General features: G+C 73.8%; 17 protein-coding genes. 13 read left to right on the forward strand and 4 right to left on the reverse strand.

The features are described 5' to 3' along the window. Positions 1 to 17: 17 nt before the first annotated feature. Positions 18 to 1118 (reverse strand): ROK family protein, encoded by a 1101-nt coding sequence (locus GRQ65_RS14660; protein ID WP_160878894.1) that lies wholly within the window; start codon positions 1116 to 1118, stop codon positions 18 to 20. Between the two features lie 232 nt (positions 1119 to 1350). On the opposite strand from GRQ65_RS14660, the gene GRQ65_RS14665 reads away from it, so the two are divergent. After that, entirely contained in the window at positions 1351 to 3633 is a 2283-nt protein-coding gene (locus GRQ65_RS14665; protein ID WP_160878735.1) for a glycoside hydrolase family 3 N-terminal domain-containing protein, read from the forward strand. Positions 3634 to 3741: 108 nt separating this feature from the next. On the opposite strand, the gene GRQ65_RS14670 is transcribed toward GRQ65_RS14665, so the two are convergent. Continuing rightward, a complete protein-coding gene (locus tag GRQ65_RS14670) occupies positions 3742 to 4182 on the reverse strand; it encodes a hypothetical protein (RefSeq protein WP_160878736.1) in 441 nt (146 codons plus the stop codon). Positions 4183 to 4330: 148 nt separating this feature from the next. Here GRQ65_RS14670 and GRQ65_RS14675 point away from each other — a divergent pair, with 148 nt between their 5' ends. From GRQ65_RS14675 to GRQ65_RS14700, 6 genes are read left to right on the forward strand one after another with little or no spacing between them, the layout of a single operon-like run. Then, positions 4331 to 5053 (forward strand): 1-acyl-sn-glycerol-3-phosphate acyltransferase, encoded by a 723-nt coding sequence (locus GRQ65_RS14675; RefSeq protein ID WP_160878737.1) that lies wholly within the window; start codon positions 4331 to 4333, stop codon positions 5051 to 5053. 38 nt (positions 5054 to 5091) lie between these two features. Next, complete coding sequence (gene macS / locus GRQ65_RS14680; protein WP_160878895.1) at positions 5092 to 6270, forward strand: MacS family sensor histidine kinase; 1179 nt, start codon at positions 5092 to 5094, stop codon at positions 6268 to 6270. After that, complete coding sequence (locus GRQ65_RS14685) at positions 6267 to 6782, forward strand: flavin reductase (protein ID WP_160878738.1); 516 nt, start codon at positions 6267 to 6269, stop codon at positions 6780 to 6782. The genes macS and GRQ65_RS14685 overlap by 4 nt, the downstream gene beginning before the upstream one ends. 40 nt (positions 6783 to 6822) lie before the next feature. Beyond that, positions 6823 to 7485 (forward strand): response regulator, encoded by a 663-nt coding sequence (locus tag GRQ65_RS14690; RefSeq protein WP_160878896.1) that lies wholly within the window; start codon positions 6823 to 6825, stop codon positions 7483 to 7485. After that, a complete protein-coding gene (locus tag GRQ65_RS14695) occupies positions 7482 to 7973 on the forward strand; it encodes a GNAT family N-acetyltransferase (RefSeq protein ID WP_160878739.1) in 492 nt (163 codons plus the stop codon). The genes GRQ65_RS14690 and GRQ65_RS14695 overlap by 4 nt, the downstream gene beginning before the upstream one ends. Next, the gene (locus tag GRQ65_RS14700; RefSeq protein WP_160878740.1) at positions 7963 to 8868 is read left to right on the forward strand and encodes a hypothetical protein; all 906 of its coding nucleotides are present in this window, start codon (positions 7963 to 7965) and stop codon (positions 8866 to 8868) included. The genes GRQ65_RS14695 and GRQ65_RS14700 overlap by 11 nt, the downstream gene beginning before the upstream one ends. Here the strand turns inward: GRQ65_RS14700 and GRQ65_RS22865 are convergent. Further along, a complete protein-coding gene (locus GRQ65_RS22865) occupies positions 8855 to 9607 on the reverse strand; it encodes an FGGY family carbohydrate kinase (RefSeq protein WP_160878741.1) in 753 nt (250 codons plus the stop codon). The genes GRQ65_RS14700 and GRQ65_RS22865 overlap by 14 nt on opposite strands. A gap of 11 nt (positions 9608 to 9618) precedes the next feature. Continuing rightward, the gene (locus GRQ65_RS14710) at positions 9619 to 10449 is read right to left on the reverse strand and encodes a DUF1028 domain-containing protein (protein WP_160878742.1); all 831 of its coding nucleotides are present in this window, start codon (positions 10447 to 10449) and stop codon (positions 9619 to 9621) included. 150 nt (positions 10450 to 10599) lie between these two features. Here GRQ65_RS14710 and GRQ65_RS14715 point away from each other — a divergent pair, with 150 nt between their 5' ends. The 6 genes from GRQ65_RS14715 (at position 10600) to GRQ65_RS14740 (ending at position 17241) form a co-directional block, all read left to right on the forward strand. Then, a complete protein-coding gene (locus GRQ65_RS14715; protein ID WP_160878743.1) occupies positions 10600 to 11628 on the forward strand; it encodes a 6-phosphofructokinase in 1029 nt (342 codons plus the stop codon). Positions 11629 to 11687: 59 nt separating this feature from the next. Then, positions 11688 to 12212, forward strand: a complete 525-nt coding sequence (locus GRQ65_RS14720; protein ID WP_160878744.1) for a SigE family RNA polymerase sigma factor — start codon at positions 11688 to 11690, stop codon at positions 12210 to 12212. Next, the gene (locus GRQ65_RS14725) at positions 12209 to 13207 is read left to right on the forward strand and encodes a DUF3040 domain-containing protein (RefSeq protein ID WP_160878745.1); all 999 of its coding nucleotides are present in this window, start codon (positions 12209 to 12211) and stop codon (positions 13205 to 13207) included. The genes GRQ65_RS14720 and GRQ65_RS14725 overlap by 4 nt, the downstream gene beginning before the upstream one ends. 103 nt (positions 13208 to 13310) lie before the next feature. Further along, positions 13311 to 14762, forward strand: a complete 1452-nt coding sequence (locus GRQ65_RS14730; RefSeq protein WP_160878746.1) for an APC family permease — start codon at positions 13311 to 13313, stop codon at positions 14760 to 14762. A 63-nt stretch (positions 14763 to 14825) separates the two neighbouring features. After that, positions 14826 to 16184: a class II 3-deoxy-7-phosphoheptulonate synthase gene (locus tag GRQ65_RS14735; protein ID WP_160878747.1), complete on the forward strand. Its 1359-nt coding sequence runs from the start codon at positions 14826 to 14828 to the stop codon at positions 16182 to 16184. Between the two features lie 52 nt (positions 16185 to 16236). After that, the gene (locus GRQ65_RS14740) at positions 16237 to 17241 is read left to right on the forward strand and encodes a threonine aldolase family protein (protein WP_337191748.1); all 1005 of its coding nucleotides are present in this window, start codon (positions 16237 to 16239) and stop codon (positions 17239 to 17241) included. Positions 17242 to 17355: the final 114 nt, after the last annotated feature.

The following is a 17355-nucleotide window of genomic DNA, read 5'->3' on the forward strand; positions in this document are numbered from 1 at the left end:
CTGCCGCGGGCGGCGGGTCAGTCGGCCGCCGCCACCACGCTGGTGCGCGCGAGCTGCAGCGCGCCGAGCGCCTCGGCCCGCTCCCCGAGCGGGGAGAGCTGGATCGAGGTGTGGGAGACCACCGCCGGCAGGGCGCTGCGCGCGAACCCGGCGCGCACGGGCTGCAGCCAGCGGTGGCCGAGGCCGGCGAGCGGCCCGCCGAGAACGACGAGACCGGGGTCGAGCAGCGTGCAGAGGATGCCGAGACCGCGACCGACCGCCTCTGCCGAGTCGTCGAAGACCCGACGGACGATCGGGTCCGCGCTGGCCCCCATCGCCACCACGCGCGAGAGCGGCACGCGTCGGTCGAGGACCGTGCTGAGCGTCCTGGCCAGGACCTCCGTCGAGGCGTAGGTCTCCAGGCAGCCGCGTCGTCCGCAGCGGCACATCGGTGCGGAGGCGGCGTCGGAGACGGCGACGTGACCGAGCTCGCCGGCCAGGCCACCCGCACCCGGGTGCAGGCGGCCCCCGACCACGAGCCCCGCGCCGAGGCCGGAGCCGGCCTTGACGTGGACCAGGTCGCGCGCGCCGGTCTGCGCCGCGCTGGCGAGGGCGCCGAGGTTGGCGTCGTTCTCGACCCGTACGTCGGCAGCGAGCGGCGCGAGCGCGGTGGTGACCGGCACGCCCACCCACCCCGGCAGGATCGTGCCGCCGACGACCGCCCCGTGCTCGCGGTCGAGCGGACCGGGGAGCCCCACGCCGATCGCGCGGAGCACACGCCCCCCGGCCGAGCCCGCCACCATCTCCTCGAGCTGGTCGCGGACGGTGGCCAGCGTCGTCGTCGGTCGATGGCCCGGGGCCAGCGGCTGCTCCCGCTCCTCCAGCACCCGGCCCGACCCGTCGCCGACCAGGAGCCGGGCGTGGCTGCGGCCGATGTCGACACCGGCGAACACCTCGCTGCCCGCCGCGGCGGAGACCACGCGCACCCTGCGGCCGCGGGAGACCTCGGTCGTGCAGCTCACCTCGCCACGGGCGACCAGCCGGGCGACGATGCCCGACACCGCGGCGGGCGAGAGGCCGGTGGCGCGGGCGAGGTCGGCCTGGCTGCGGCCCCAGCCCTCTCTCACGGTCGCGAGCACGCGCTGCTCGTTGGCGGCACGCAGCGACGCAGCAGACCCGGGACCGGGTCGGCGATCGCGGTCTGTCTTCACGAGGTGAATACAACCATGAGAAAAGTCTGAGTGACGGTGGGACGATCTCGCTCAGGTGTGGCGGTCGTCTCTCGCCGGGTGGTGGACTCGGCCCCGTCTTGCCCGGTCACAGCGTTCACGTGGTGAACGCGGAGCGGGTGCCCTCAACGAAGGACGATCGATGAAACGAACGACGAACCGTGCCGCCCGCGGCACAGCAGCCGTGGTCGCCAGCGCCCTGACCGCGGGAGCCCTGGCCGTGGCCGCGCAGAGCGGCGGGAGTGCACAGGCCGCCGGTCCGACCCAGCCCGCGCTCAGCAGCCGCGACGTGCCGGTCATCACCGTCGACGGGCTCAGGTTCCGCGACCTCGACCGCGACGGCGACCTCACGCCCTACGAGGACTGGCGCCTCAGCGCCGGCGAGCGGGCCTCCGACCTGCTGGCCCGGCTCACCAAGGAGCAGAAGGCCGGGCTGCTGGCCCACGGCACGCTGGCCACGACCGGGCAGGCCTACAACACCGCCACCAACACCGACTACATCCAGACCCGGAACATCAGCACGTTCATCACCCGCCTCGCGATCGAGCCCTCGGCGATGGCGGAGCAGTCGAACGCCGTCCAGCAGATCGCTGAGAACACCGAGTGGGGCATCCCGGTCACGATCTCGACCGACCCGCGCAACGGGTTCGCGGTGACCCTGGGCCAGACCGTCGCCCGGGTCGGCAACACGGCGTTCCCCGAGGCGATCGGCATGGGCGCCACGGACGACCCGGCGCTCACTCGCGCCTACGGCGACGTCATCCGCCAGGAGTACCGCGCGGTCGGCATCCACGAGGGCCTCTCGCCCCAGGCCGACATCGCGACCGAGCCGCGCTGGTCGCGGATCAACGGCACCTTCGGCAGCGACCCGCAGAAGGCCAAGCAGCAGGTCAACGCCTACATCGCCGGCATGCAGGGCGGCACCAGCGGCGTCAACTCCGAGGGCACGGTCGCGACCGTGAAGCACTGGGTCGGCTACGGCGCCCAGGTCAACGGCTACGACAGCCACTACTACTACGGGCGCTACGCGGGCTTCGCCGGCGGACAGTTCGAGAAGCACCTGATCCCCTTCGAAGGCGCCTTCGCGGCCAACGCCGGCGGGGTCATGCCGACGTACTCCATCCTCAAGGACCTCGTCTTCCGCGGCCAGCCGGTCGAGCAGGTCGGCGCCGGCTTCAACCGCTACCTCACCACCGACCTGCTGCGCGGTGAGTACGGCTTCACGGGCGTCACGGTCTCCGACTTCGGCATCACCGGCAACTGCCCCCAGATCTGCCAGGACACCCGCCCGCCGGCGAGCTTCGTCGGCTCGTGGGGCGTCGGCATGCCGTGGGGCGTCGAGCCGCTGACGGTCACCCAGCGCTACGGCAAGGCGATCTCCGCCGGCGTCGACCAGGTCGGCGGCTCGGTCGAGCCCGCCCAGGTCGTCGCGGCGTTCGACGCCGGGCTGATCAGCCGGTCCCGGCTCAACGAGGCCGCCCGGCGGGTGCTGATCCAGAAGTTCCAGCTCGGCCTGTTCGAGAACCCGTTCGTCGACCCGGCCCGTGCGGCCGCCGTCAACGGCAGCGCGGCGTTCAAGGCCATCGGTGACGCCGCCCAGGCGAAGTCGCTGACCCTGCTGTCCAACCAGGCGAAGACGCTGCCCGCGTCGACGTCGGCGGTGAAGAAGGTCTACCTCAGCGGTGTCGGCACCCAGGCGGCCCAGGCGCGCGGTCTGACCGTCGTCGCCACCCCGGCCGAGGCCGACCTCGCGATCGTCCGACTGAGCGACCCGGTGGGCGGCAGCGACCGCACCGACCTCGACTTCAAGGGCACCGAGGCGGACTACCAGGCCTTCGCCGCCGCGGCGGCCACGAGCACCCCGACCATCGCGGTGCCTCGCCTCGACCGCCCGCTGGTGCTGACCAACGTCGTCGACCGCGCCGACGCCGTCCTGGCCAACTACGGCGTCACCGACGAGGTGCTGCTCCAGACGATCTTCGGCGAGCGCAGCCCCGGCGGGAAGCTGCCTTTCGAGCTCCCCTCGTCGATGGCCGACGTGCTGCGCCAGGCCGGCGACGTCCCCCAGGACACCCCCAACGCGCTGTTCGCCGCGGGCACCGGCCTGTCCTACGGCGGTGGCGCCACGCCGCCCGCCACCCCGAGCCGGTTCGCCTTCAAGAAGGCGCCGAAGGTCAAGGGCGTCGCCAAGGTGGGCCGCAAGGTGCGCATCAAGGGCATCGGCGTCGCCAACGTCGCCCCGGCCGCCACGAAGGTGCGCGTCCACTGGTTCGTGGGCGGCAAGAAGGTCCGCGGCGCCAAGCGCCCGGCGTACACCCCGCGTCGCGGTGACGTCGGCAAGCGCCTCAAGGTGAAGGTCACGATCACCGGCAGCACCGCCGCTACGACCGTGATCGTCGTCAAGGGCCCCAAGGTCCGCCGCTGACCTGGTCCTGACCCGGTCCTGATCCGGTCCTGATCCGCAAGGTACGACGGCCCCCGTCCCGGCTGATGCCGGGGCGGGGGCCGTCGTCGCGTCTGCGGGAGGGGCGCGTCAGAGCCGGGCGCCGTCGTCCCAGGGGTCGTCCGGGCCGGCCTTCATCGTGACGACCAGGTAGGCGAAGCCGCCGATGAACGCCGCCACGAGCAGGTAGCCACCCCAGTCGGGCATCCGCAGACCGGTCACCAGGAAGAGCATCAGGACCGCCGGGGCCCCGACCAGGCCGCTCCACGCGGCGAGCCGGTCCGGCGGGAGCTTCGGCAGCGGGGGCGGGGGAGGCGGCACGAACCGCTCCTCGTCCTCGGCAGAGTCGTCCCACGCGTCGCGGAGCTCGCGCGGCTCCTGCGGCTCGACGGGCGCCGGGGCGAGCTCGAAGAACGTCGCCGCGGGGGCCGCGGTCGGTGAGGGCGGCTCCGGCTCGTCGTCGAGCTCGGCACGCTCGCCGTAGTTCTCGACGATCGCGCGCCAGGCGTCATCGTCGTGGTCGCGCTGCACGCCTCCGAGGGTACGCCGCGGCCGCCCGGGAGCAGACCCCGGCGAGCGGGCCCACGTGGTCGTGGTCACGTCGGCGGTGCTCCCATGGCCTAGGCTCTCGTCGGAGAGCGGCTCGGGTCCGCGGCGCACGGCAGTGGGAGGTCGGTCGGTGTTCTACTGGTTCCTCAAGTGGGTGGCGATCGGTCCCTGGCTCCGGCTGGTGTTCCGCCCGCAGGTCAGCGGAGCCGAGCACGTCCCGGCCGACGGTCCCGCGATCTTGGCGAGCAACCACCTCTCCTACGCCGACTGGCTGTTCATGCCGCTCACGCTGCCGCGCCGGGTGACGTTCGTGGCCAAGGCGGAGTACTTCAACACCCCCGGCATCAAGGGTTGGTTCCAGAAGAAGTTCTTCGCCGGCAGCGGCCAGGTGCCGATCGACCGCTCCGGTGCCTCGGCGGCCGAGGGCGCGATGTCGGCGGCCAAGCGCATCCTCGAGGGCGGTGAGCTCTTCGGCATCTACCCCGAGGGCACGCGCTCGCACGACGGCAAGCTCTACCGCGGCAAGACCGGCGTCGCCCGGCTGGCGCTCGAGTGCCGGGTGCCGGTGATCCCGGTTGCCGTCGTCGGCACCGACGTGGTCGCACCCCCCGGTCGCACCTTCGGGCGCTTCACGCGACCGACCGTGCGCTTCGGTGCGCCGCTCGACTTCTCGCGCTACGAGGGCATGGAGAACGACCGCTACATCCTGCGCTCGATCACCGACGAGATCATGTACGAGATCATGCGGCTCTCGGGCCAGGAGTACGTCGACATGTACGCCGCCCGCGCCAAGGAGGAGTCGAAGAAGGAGCCCACGCCGCCCTCCGCCCCCGACCAGCGGCTGGCGTCCTGACCGAGCCCGACCGGTCGCCGGGGCCTGCGCGGCCCGCCCTGGCCTCCCGGCTCGGCACCTGGTGGTTCTCCTCGGCGCTCACCGTCGAGGACCGGCTGTTGCGCTGGTTGGCGGTGCTGCGCTTCGTGCTGCTGCTCAACGCCCTCGTGCTCTACGCCTACCGCATCGACGCGGTGACGCGTCCCGTGCTCGGTGCGGTCTGCGTGCTCGCGATGGTGGTGTGGACGCCGCTGGCCTCGTGGCTGCTGGCCGACCCGGCTCGGCGTACGCCGTGGTGGCTGGGGCTCGACCTCGCCCTGGCCCTGGCCCTGGTGCTGCTGTCGCCGGTCGTCAAGGGCGCGGGCTTCGGGGCGACCGTGCCGGGGTTCTGGGTCGTCGGGGCGCTGATGGCCTGGGCCGTCCGCTACCGCTGGCCCGGCGGCCTGCTGGCGGGTGCTGCGCTCGCCACCGCCGACCTGGCCGTGCGGCGCGACGTCACCCAGGCCAACGCCGGCAACGTCTTCCTGCTCCTGCTCGGGGGCGTGATCGTCGGCTCGATGGCGGAGTCGCTGCACCGGATGGCGCTCGAGCGCGACCGGGCCCAGCACGAGGCGGCGGTCGCCGCCGAGCGGACCCGCCTGGCCCGGGCGGTCCACGACGGGGTGCTCCAGGTGCTCGGCCTCGTGCAGCGACATGGTCGCGAGGTGCCCGAGCTCGCCGAGCTGGGACGCCTCGCCGGTGAGCAGGAGGTGGCGCTGCGCGCGCTCATCCGACGCCAGGACACGGTGGATCCCGACGCTCTCGCGGTCTCGGCCCCCGACCGGGTCGACCTCGTCGCCGCGCTCGCGCCGTACGCCGGCCGCCCGGGCGTCGAGGTGGTCGACCTCGGCGAGCGCGTCGAGGTCGCCGCACGGATCGGCTCGGAGCTCTCCTCGGTGGTCGCGGCGTGCCTCGACAACGTCGGGCGGCACGCCCCCGGCGCGTCGGCGTGGGTGCTGGTCGAGGCCGACGACGAGCGGGTGGTGCTGACCGTGCGCGACGACGGTCCGGGGATCCCCGCCGGGCGGCTCGAGCAGGCCGCGGCCGAGGGACGGCTCGGCGTCGCCGAGTCGATCCGCGGCCGCGTCGCCGACCTGGGCGGCACCGCTGACCTGCGCACCGACCCGACCGGGACCTGCTGGACCTTCAGCGTCCCGCGGGCCACGACCGAGCCGGCGGGCGGGAGGATCGGGTCGTGACCATCCACACCACCCACCCGTTCGCCGAGGCCGACCCCGACCCGGCGCGGCGCCTGCGCGGCCGGCTCGGTGGCGCCGTCACGCTGTGGACCAGCGGCGCCGGCTCCGAGCGCGCCGGGCTCACCCTGACCTCGGTCATGGTGGCGCTCGGCGAGCCCGCCCGGGTGCTCGGCCTGGTCGACCCCGACTCCGACCTGGCCCTCGCGGTCGAGGAGACCGGCACGGCCGTCGTCCAGCTGCTCTCCTGGCCGCACCGCGACCTGGCCGAGGCCTTCGCCGGCACCGCGCCCGCCCCCGGCGGGGTCTTCGCGCAGGCGGAGTTCGTCGACACCGCGTGGGGTCCGCGGCTGGCCGAGGCGCACACCTGGGCCGGCGTACGCCTCGAGAGCGCGGTCGGGGCCGGCTGGTCGTCCCTGCTCACGACCACCGTCGAGCACGTCGAGGTCGGCGAGGACGCCGACCCGCTCCTGCACCGGCGCGGCCGCTGGCTGCGACCGGGGACGAGGGACTGAGGTGGACGCGCAGCTGCAGGAGGAGGCGCGGGTCAGCGTGATGGTGGTCGACGACCACCCCATGTGGCGCGACGCGGTCGAGCGAGACCTGCGCGAGGCCGGCTTCGACGTGGTCGGGGTGGCGGCGACCGGTGACGAGGCGGTGCGGCGCTTCCCCGCGTGCCGGCCCCAGGTGGTCGTCCTCGACCTGCAGCTGCCCGGGCGCAGCGGCGTCGAGGTGACCCGGGAGGTGCTGCAGCACGACCCGTCGGCGCGGGTGCTGGTGCTGAGCGCGTCGGGCGAGCAGGCCGACGTGCTCGCCGCGGTGAAGGCGGGCGCGACGGGCTACCTCGTGAAGTCCGCGTCGCGGGCCGAGCTGCTCGACGCCGTACGCCGAGTCGCTCGAGGCGACGCGGTCTTCACCGCAGGGCTGGCGGGGCTGGTGCTGGGGGAGTACCGCCGTCTCTCCGCGCCCGCCGACCCCGGCCGGCCCACGCTCACCGAGCGGGAGACCGAGGTGCTGCGGATGGTCGCCACCGGACAGTCCTACAAGCAGATCGCGGAGCGGCTCGTCCTGAGCCACCGCACCGTGCAGAACCACGTGCAGAACACCCTGCGCAAGCTCCAGCTGCACAACCGCGTCGAGCTGACCCGCTACGCCATCGAGCAGGGCATCGACGGCGACGACGGGGGCGACGGGGACGACGGGGACGGCGCGGGGTGACCTGGCGGCTCGCCGGGCCACCCGACGCGGAGGCGCTGCGCGACCTGGAGCGGGCCGCCAACGTCGTCGGTCTGGCCCACGTCTTCGGCGCAACGCCCTTCCCGGACGACGAGGTCCTCGACCGGTGGCGGGCCACGCTCGCCGAGCCGGGCGTCGTCGTGATGCGCCACCCGCACGCCTTCACGAGCTGGGACGGCGACGGCCGGGTGCGCCACCTGGCGGTGCACCCCGACCACTGGGGTCGTGGGCTCGGCCGGGAGGGCCTAGGTCTCGCCGTCGCCGCGGTGGAGGCCGCCGGCGGTGAGGCGCACCTGTGGGCCCTGGAGGACAACCACCGCGCCCGGCGGCTCTACGACCACCTCGGCTGGGTGCCGACCGGCGAGACCCGACCGGCCCTGTGGCCGCCGCACCCGGTGGAGCTGCGGCTGCGGTGGCCGCGGCCCTCGGCGCGGCCCGGCGACCTGTCAGGATCGGGACGTGGCCACTGACGACCCCGAGCAGGAGCTGCTCGCCGTCGCCGACGACCTCTACGCGCTGCCGCTGGGTGAGTTCACCCCGGCCCGCGACGCCCGGGCCAAGGAGCTGAAGGGCACGGATCTCGCCGCCCCGGTGAAGAAGCTGCGCAAGCCGTCACTGGCCGCCTGGGTCGTCAACCTGCTCGTGCGCCGCGACGCCGCGCAGGTCGAGCAGGTGCTGCAGGTCGGTGCCGCACTGCGCCAGGCCCAGGAGGCGATGTCGGGCGACGAGCTGCGTCAGCTCACCCGGCAGCGGCGCCAGCTCACCGCGGCCGTCACCACCCAGGCGCGGCGGCTCGCGCGTGACGAGGGCCAGAAGGTCACCGAGGCCGTCGCCGAGCAGGTCGAGGCGACCCTCACAGCGGCGATGCTCGACGAGCGGTGCGCGCTCGCCGTGCGCAGCGGTCTGCTCGTGACCGCGCTGTCGGCCACCGGGGTCGAGGAGGTCGCCCTCGACGGGGCCGTCGCGCTGCCCGAGGCGCTCGGGTTCGAGGCCACCGCCCAGGAGGCCCCGGCCCCCGCCCGGCCCGACCTGCGCGTCGTACCCGACCCCGACGCCGAGGCCAAGGCCCGGGCGGCGGCCCAGGAGGCGCTGACCGAGGCCGAGGAGGCACTGCGCGAGGCCACCGAGGAGCGTGACGAGGCGCGGGAGTCCGTCGCCCGTCTCGAGGCGCGCTCGATGCAGGTGCAGGCCGAGATCGACGAGCTGCGGCGCCGGCTCGCCGAGCTGGAGGAGACGGCCGAGGAGGTCGACGAGGAGCTGGCCGGAGCGGAGGAGGCACGCGACGAGGCGGAGGAGTCGCTGGCCGACGCTGCCCGGACCCGCGACGAGGCGGCCGCGGTGGTGGACCGGCTCAGCGCGGACTGAGGCCGGTCGGCTCCGGCGTGCCCCACCAGCCGAGCCCCAGGCCGGCGGCGTACGCCGTGCCGAGGGCGGGGTCTCCGCCCACCAGCTCCCCTGCGCGGTGGGTCGACAGCAGGGCGGTCACGGGGACGTCGAGCCCGCCGCTGGCGCCCGGCTCGGTGTCCGCGATCCGGCCCCAGGGTGCCGTCAGCTCGGGCAGCGCGTCGACCGGGACGCCGGCGGCCCGGCAGCGCTCCTCGCTCCAGGCGCCTGCGCCGGCGTCGTAGAGGCCGGAGTGCTCGGCCTGCGAGGGATCGGTCAGGTGGTAGGTGCCGCGGGTCAGCCGGGCCAGCAGGTAGGAGTCGAGGCCGCCGAGGGCGTAGGTGTCCTCCTCGACCAGCCGCCAGGTGTGCGGCTCGTGCTCCGCCACCCACCGCAGCGCCTCGACCGGACCACCCGGCGCCGTCACCGCCGGACGGGGCGACCCGAGCGTGTCTCGGTCCCACAGCACCACGGGTCCCGGGTCGGCGCCCAGGCCTAGACCTGCGGGTCCGGCGCCCGGGCGACCCAGGAGGTCGAGCGCGGCGGCCCAGAGCTCGCCGGGCGCCAGCTCGAACCACCCGGGTCGGGGCTCGCTCACGGGCAGGGGACGCTCGGCCCGTGCCGTCGTGGTGCCCTCGCGGTCGAGCGCCACTGCGGTCACGCGGGCGCCCGTGGCGTCGACCCCGACGTGGAGCCCGACGACCTGCGCTGCGGCGCTCACGGTCGCCAGGCTCAGCCGTCGCCGTGCGCGGTCTCGCGCACGATCGCGAGGACCTGCTCGTCGATCCACGCGAGCTCGGGGGAGACCCGCATCTCGTAGTTCTCGGTGCCGACCCAGTCCGCGAACTCGCGGTGCCCCTGCGCCTGCGCGAACGCCGTCAGCTCGGCCTCGAGCTCGGGCGTCACCGGCACGCGCTCGTCCTCGGTCGAGGCGGTGAGGTAGAGGTCGTTGAGGTCGAGCAGCCGCCCGAGCTCCTCGAACGGCGAGACGTGGTCGTCGACGCGCAGGTCGACCGCGATGTCGTCGAGGCCGCCGTAGCCCGCGCCGTCGCGCACCACCAGCAGCGCCGCGGACTGACGCCCGCGCTTGTCGCCGCCGGCCGCGTCGCCCGCGAGCAGGGCCGCCATCAGCCGCCGCGCGAGCGGGAGCTCCGGGTCGCTGGCGAGGAAGGCCGTCTCCATGTCGCGCACGACCTGCTCGCCGGCGAGCACGTTGCCCTGGATCGCGTAACCCTCGCCGGTCGTCCCGCCGGCCCAGTCGAGGCAGGCGGGCCCGGTGTGGCTGGCGGCGCCGCCGTCGGAGTCGACGATGCCGACCTGGCGGTGGTCACGGCCCTCGTCCTCCTCGAGCAGGCGCTGCAGCGCCACCGGCGCCGTGGCGCCGTCGTCGAGGTGCGCGAGCGCCTGGCCCTTGTAGGCGACGTTGGCGTCGGCCTGGGTGGCGATGGCCCCGACCTGGGCGACGGCGGCCGGCACGGCGGCTCCGACGGCGAGGAACTTCGAGGCCACAGCGACGCCCCACGACTCGCCGTCGGCGGAGCGGGCCACGATCGAGAAGGTCATGGGGCGAGCCTATGACCGAGCGTCGACGACGGGCCGCACGCACCCGCCGGAGCCTGTGGACACGGCCTGGTGGGCGTGTGGCGCGGGCCACTACGGTGGCCGTGGAACGTTCCAAGCCGGCTCGTCCGGTCACACCCAGGGAGAGCACAGATGCGCGTCGGAGTCCTCACCGGTGGGGGCGACTGCCCCGGTCTCAACGCGGTGATCCGCGCCGTCGTACGCCGCGGCGTGCGCGACCACGGCTTCGAGTTCCTCGGCTTCCGCGACGGCTGGCGCGGCCCGCTCGAGGGCCTGACGATGGAGCTCGGCATCGAGCAGTGCCGCGGCATCCTGCCCCGCGGCGGCACGATCCTCGGCTCCTCGCGCACCAACCCGTTCTCCATCGACGGCGGGGTCGAGCAGATCAAGGACAACCTCGCCTCGGCCGGCGTCGACGCCCTCGTCGCGATCGGCGGCGAGGACACCCTCGGCGTCGCCACCAAGCTCGCCGAGCTCGGCGTCGACGTGGTCGGGGTGCCCAAGACGATCGACAACGACCTGTCCGGCACCGACTTCACCTTCGGCTTCGACACGGCCGTCAACATCGCGACCGAGGCCATCGACCGCCTCCACACCACCGCCGAGTCGCACCACCGCGTCCTCGTCGTCGAGGTCATGGGCCGCCACGCCGGCTGGATCGCGCTGCACGCCGGCATCGCCGGCGGTGCGAGCGCGGTGCTGATCCCCGAGCAGCCGTTCGACATCGAGGCACTGTGCCGCCACGTCGAGACCCGCTTCGAGACCTCCTACGCCCCGATCATCGTGGTCTCCGAGGGCGCGGTCCCGGTCGAGGGCGGTGACATGACCCTGGTGTCGGGGGAGAAGGACGCCTTCGGCCACGTCCGCCTCGGCGGCATCGGCGACCGCATCGCCAGCGAGATCGAGGCGCGCACCGGCAAGGAGTCGCGTGCGGTCGTCCTCGGCCACGTCCAGCGGGGCGGCACGCCCACGGCGTTCGACCGCTGGCTCGCCACCCGCTTCGGCCTGCACGCCGCCGACGCCGTCGCCGCCGGCGACTTCGGCACGATGATGGCGCTGCGCGGGACGAACATCGAGCGGGTCCCGCTCAGCGAGGGCACCGCCGAGCTGAAGCTCGTCAGCCCGGAGGAGTACGCCGAGGCGGCGGTCTTCTTCGGCTGATCCCGAGGCTCTCGGCTCGGTAACGGAACCGGTCCGTCCCCGGCTGCGTAGAGGCAGGTGTGGGGGACGCACCGGCCGGCGACGGCGTCGACGACGGGTTCGACGAGTTCGCCGCCGCCGCGTGGCCACGCCTCCACCGAGCCGAGGTCCTGCTCTGCGGTGACCACCACCTCGCCGAGGACCTCGTCCAGACCGCGCTGGCCCGCACTTTCGCGCGCTGGCGCAAGGTGCGGCGTGAGGACGCCCTGGCCTACGCGCGCCGCACCCTGGTCAACCTCAACATCGACCGGCACCGGCGTCGCCTCGGCACCGTCGAGGTCGGTGATGACGCCCTCCAGACGCATCCGGAGCGGACCGACGAGCGCGCCGAGCAGCGCGACGAGGTCGTCCGCCTGCTGCGCACGCTGACCGACCGCGAGCGCCGCGTCGTCGTGCTGCGCCACTACCTCGACCTCTCCGAGGCCGAGGCGGCCCGCGAGCTGGGCGTCGCGCCCGGCACCGTCAAGAGCGCGCTCTCCCGCGCGCTCGCCAAGCTTCGCGTCGCCGCCCAGGCCGGCGCGGTCGAGGAAGTGGTGGAGAGATGAGCGAGACCCGCAGCGTCGAGGAGCTCGAGCAGGCGCTCCGCCCCGACCATCCGGACCGGCTCACCGCGGTCCGACTCGCAGCGATCCGGTCTCAGGGCCGTCGTCGCCGTCGCGCCCGGCTCTCGGCGTACGGCGTGGGCGCGGCCACGGCGCTCCTGGTTGCCGGGGTGGTCACGACCCAGGTGACCGACCCGACGGGGTCGGGCGCGGAGGACCGCGCGTCGTACGCCGACGAGGTGCGGGGGCCGGCCGAGCTCTTGCCGCTCGCTGCCCGTGCTCTGGCTGAGGTCCCCGGCGCACGGCAGGTATCGGCCGGCCAGGTCGTCCTGCCCCGGCCCGCCGACGCCGTGGACCCGATGGCGGACGTGGTGGCCGACCGCTTCGTCGATGCCGCCGTCGACCTCGGCGCGCACGGTTACACAGGCGTCACGTCGTTCGACACAGGCGCGTTCCCGCAGTGGCTCTCCTCCGGGGTGCAGGCGTGGGAGCGCGCGCAGGGCGACGAGAGCAGCTGGCCGGTCGGATCGACCGACAACGGCATCCTCGTGGACGTGGGCGAGCTGCAGCTGGCGTGCGTGCGCCCGTTCCACGAGGGGTTCAGCGGCGAGGGCGCGGACCGCTGCTCCCCAGCCGTGCTCGAGGAGCGGGACGGCGTCCGGACGTTCGGCTGGGGGATGGGCACCGACGACTTCCTCGCCGCAGGCTCCGACCTCGAGCTGTTCGACGCGCCCGACTACAGCACCGGCTCCCCTCGGATGCTGTGGATCGGCGGGCGCGACGGCACGGACGCAGCCCGCGTCGAGCTCGTCGCCACCGACGGCTCGCGCACGGAGGCGACGGTGGCCGCCGGCACCGTGGTGCCCGGCGACACGATGTTCTGGGGACCGGTCACCGGCGAGCTGGCGGAGGCTGTCGTCTACGACGCCGACGGCGACGTGGTCGAGCGTCACGAGGTGCGTCCCTGCGACGACCCCGTCGACTGCGAGGTGCGCTGACCCGGGCCTCGGGCGCGGTACGGTGCAGAACCGGTGCATGACAGCTCATCCGGTGGGGTAAACCCTGCGACCAGAGCTGCCCGTCTGGACTCGGAGGACCGAGATGACCGCTTCTGCCCGCGAGACCGACGTCAACGGCTCGACCCCCGACCTGAAGAGGGTGATGGGGCCCAAGCTCCTGCTGCTCTTCATCGTCGGCGACATCCTCGGTGCCGGGGTGTACGCCGTGACCGGACGCCTGGCGGGGCAGGTGGGCGGCATCGCCTGGCTGCCGTTCCTCGTCGCGTTCGGGGTCGCCACGCTGACGGCGTACTCCTACCTCGAGCTGGTCACGAAGTACCCCCAGGCCGCCGGGGCCGCGTTGTACGCGCACAAGGCGTTCGGGGTGCACTTCGTGACGTTCCTGGTGGCGTTCACGGTGGTCTGCTCGGGCATCACGAGCGCCTCGACCTCCTCGGGGCTGCTCGCGCAGAACCTCCTGATCGGGCTGGACGAGTTCCTGCCCGGCATCCCGACCGGGAGCACCGCCAGCCTCGTCACGGCGCTGCTCTTCATGGTCCTGCTCGCCGCGATCAACCTGCGCGGGGTCGGTGAGAGCGTGAAGTTCAACGTCGTGCTGACCCTGATCGAGATGCTGGCCCTCGCCATCGTCATCGTGATCGGCTTCGTCGCGATCGGCGGCGGCGACGCCGACCTCGGCCGCATCACCGTCTTCGAGAGCCCCGACGACAAGGGGCTGTTCATGGCGGTCACGATCGCCACTGCCATCGCCTTCTTCTCGATGGTCGGCTTCGAGGACTCGGTCAACATGGTCGAGGAGACGAAGGACCCGCTGCGCATCTTCCCCAAGATGATGCTGACCGGCCTCGGCATCGCCGTGCTGATCTACGTGCTCGTCGCGATCTCGGTCGTCGCGGTCATCCCGGCCGGGCAGATCCTCGAGCCGCAGAACCCCGAGGCCGGCATCCTGCTCGACGTCGTGCGCATCGGCGCTCCGGACCTGCCGATCGACAGGATCTTCCCGTTCCTCACGGTCTTCGCGGTCGCCAACACCGCCCTCATCAACATGCTGATGGCCAGCCGCCTCATCTACGGCATGGCGCAGCAGGACGTGCTGCCGCGCAGCCTCGGCCGGGTGCTGCCGCAGCGCCGCTCGCCGTACACCGCGATCGCCTTCACCACCGTGCTCGCGCTCGCGCTGATCATCGTGGTGCGCACCCAGTCCGACAGCACGATCGTCGCCGCCCTCTCGGGCACGACGTCGCTGCTGCTGCTCGCGGTCTTCACCATCGTCAACGTCTGCTGCCTGATCCTGCGCCGCGACCCCACCCCGGAGCGCGCCTTCCGCGCACCGACCGTGGTGCCGGTGCTCGGCGCGGTGTTCTGCGCCTACCTGCTCGGCCCGTGGGCGCGCCTCGAGGCCGACATGATCCAGTACAAGATCGCGGGCGGGCTGCTCGCCGTCGGCGTCGTGCTGTGGGCGATCACCTGGGCGACCAACCGCGGCGTGCGCGCCAAGCGCACCGGCTTCCGCGACATCGAGAACCTCGAGTGAGCGCGGGTCCCGCCGACTGGTCGTGATTCCGGGCCGGGGTCGCGCTCGCCGTACCCTGGGCCCGTGAGCAGCACCTTGCCGGACCTCGAGACTCTGCGAGCGATGGGCCCCGCCCAGCAGCCGACCTACCCCGACCGCGAGGCCGTCGACGCGGCCGTCACGCGGTTGAGCTCGATGCCGCCGCTGGTGTTCGCGGGGGAGTGCGACGACCTCACCGAGAAGATGGCCGCGGTCTCGCGCGGCGAGGCGTTCCTGCTGCAGGGCGGTGACTGCGCCGAGACCTTCGAGGGCGTCACCGCCGACAACGTCCGCAACAAGCTGCGCACGCTGCTGCAGATGGCGGTCGTGCTGACCTACGGCGGCTCGATGCCGGTCGTGAAGCTCGGCCGGATGGCCGGGCAGTACGCCAAGCCGCGCTCCTCCGACCTCGAGACCCGCGTGGTCGACGGCGAGAGCATCACGCTGCCGGCCTACCGCGGCGACGCCGTCAACGGCTTCGAGTTCACCGCGGCCTCGCGCATCCCCGACCCGCACCGCCTCCTCGACGTCTACAACGCCTCGGCGGCGACGCTCAACCTCGTGCGCGCCTTCGTCACAGGCGGCTACGCCGACCTGCGCCAGGTCCACACCTGGAACACCGACTTCGTGCGCGGCTCGGTCGTGGGGCAGCGCTACGAGCAGCTGGCCTCCGAGATCGACAAGGCGATGTCGTTCATGACCGCCATCGGGATCAGCCCCGAGGAGCTGCGCCGCGTCGACTTCCACTCCAGCCACGAGGCGCTGCTCTTGGAGTACGAACACGCGATGACGCGCATCGACTCGCGCACCGAGCGGCCCTACAACGTCTCGGGCCACTTCGTCTGGATCGGTGAGCGCACCCGTCAGCTCGACGGCGCCCACGTCGAGTACTTCCGCCACATCCGCAACCCGATCGGCTGCAAGCTCGGCCCCAGCGCCACCGCCGACGACGCGCTCGCGCTGGCGGCGCGGCTCAACCCCGACAACGAGCCCGGCCGCCTCACCTTCATCACCCGCTTCGGCGCCGGCAAGATCCGCGACGGCCTGCCCGGCCTGGTCGAGAAGGTCACCGCCGAGGGCGTCTCCGTGGCCTGGGTCTGCGACCCGATGCACGGCAACACCTTCGAGGCGAGCAACGGCTTCAAGACCCGGCGCTTCGAGGACGTCGTCGGCGAGGTGCAGGGCTTCTTCGACGTCCACCGCTCGCTCGGCACCGTGCCCGGCGGCATCCTGGTCGAGATGACCGGCGACGACGTCACCGAGGTCATCGGCGGCGGCGAGGAGCTCACCGAGGCCGGCCTCGCGCACCGCTACGAGTCGGTCGTCGACCCGCGCCTCAACCGCGTGCAGTCGCTCGAGCTGGCCTTCCACGTGGCGGAGATGCTGCGCGCCGGCGCTCGCTGAGCCCGCTCGACCCGTCGCACGCGGGTACCCACCCGCCGGCACACCCCCGACCGTGAGGCACCCCGTGATCGACCTGCGCTCCGACACCCTGACCCGGCCGACCGAGGCGATGCGCCAGGCCATGGCGCGCGCCGAGGTCGGCGACGACGTCTACGGCGAGGACCCCGCGGTCCGGGCCCTCGAGGAGCGGGTGGCCGGGCTGTTCGGCCACGAGGCGGCGCTGTTCACCCCGACCGGCTCGATGGCCAACGTGCTGGCGGTCGGCTCGCTGGTGCGCCCCGGCCAGGAGGTCATCTGCGAGTCCTCCGCGCACATCGCCCGGGCCGAGCTCGGCGCGCACGCCACCATCGGCGGGGTCACCATGCGCACCTGGACCGGGCAGCGCGGCCGGCTCGACCTGCCCGCCGTACGCCGGATGTTCGCCCCCGACATGGGCCCGTTCTTCGTGCCGACCGCGGCGGTCTCGGTGGAGAACACCCACAACTTCGCCGGCGGCGCCGTGCTGCCGATCGAGGACCTGCGCGACCTGCGCGAGTGGGCCGACGGCGTCGGCGCCGGCGTGCACCTCGACGGGGCCCGGCTCTGGAACGCCCACGTCGCGACCGGCACCCCGCTCGTCGAGTACGGCGCGATCGCGACCGTGCTCGCGGTCTGCCTCTCGAAGGGACTGGGTGCCCCCGTCGGCTCGCTGATGGTCGGCGGGCGCGACGCCGTCGACGAGGCGCGGGTGCGTCGCAAGCGGATGGGCGGCGGGATGCGTCAGGCAGGCATCCTCGCCGCGGGCGGCCTGCACGCCCTCGACCACCACGTCGACCGGCTCGCCGAGGACCACGAACACGCGCGCCTGCTCGCCGAGGCCTGCGGGCTCGACCCGGCCGAGGTCGACACCAACATCGTCGTCGTCGAGCGCTCCGACGCCACCGAGTTCGTCACCCGGGCCGGCGAGGAGGGCGTGCGCGTCTCCGTCGTCGGTCCCACCACGGTCCGGATGGTCACCCACCTCGACGTCAGCCGTGCCGACGCCGAGCGCGCCGCGGCGGTGCTGGCCCGGCTCTGACCGCGCCCGGCCGGCTGCGCTGCGCCGGGGTGGCGGTGCGTGGGCAACCTCCTCGGGGCGCCGAACGGTTGCTGAGGCACCGCCGCCGGTCGAGCCCGCCGCCGCGCAGCCGCG

Source organism: Nocardioides flavescens, from assembly GCF_009823805.1.
Lineage (GTDB): Bacteria > Actinomycetota > Actinomycetes > Propionibacteriales > Nocardioidaceae > Nocardioides > Nocardioides flavescens.

What these genes read in the sequence shown, in the direction of transcription:
- GRQ65_RS14665 (WP_160878735.1), top strand. Translation starts at nt 1,351, where the DNA reads ATGAAACGAACGACGAACCGTGCCGCCCGCGGCACAGCAGCCGTGGTC.
- GRQ65_RS14690 (WP_160878896.1), top strand. Translation starts at nt 6,823, where the DNA reads ATGGTGGTCGACGACCACCCCATGTGGCGCGACGCGGTCGAGCGAGAC.
- GRQ65_RS14710 (WP_160878742.1), bottom strand. Translation starts at nt 10,449, where the DNA reads ATGACCTTCTCGATCGTGGCCCGCTCCGCCGACGGCGAGTCGTGGGGC.
- GRQ65_RS14715 (WP_160878743.1), top strand. Translation starts at nt 10,600, where the DNA reads ATGCGCGTCGGAGTCCTCACCGGTGGGGGCGACTGCCCCGGTCTCAAC.
- GRQ65_RS14725 (WP_160878745.1), top strand. Translation starts at nt 12,209, where the DNA reads ATGAGCGAGACCCGCAGCGTCGAGGAGCTCGAGCAGGCGCTCCGCCCC.
- GRQ65_RS14730 (WP_160878746.1), top strand. Translation starts at nt 13,311, where the DNA reads ATGACCGCTTCTGCCCGCGAGACCGACGTCAACGGCTCGACCCCCGAC.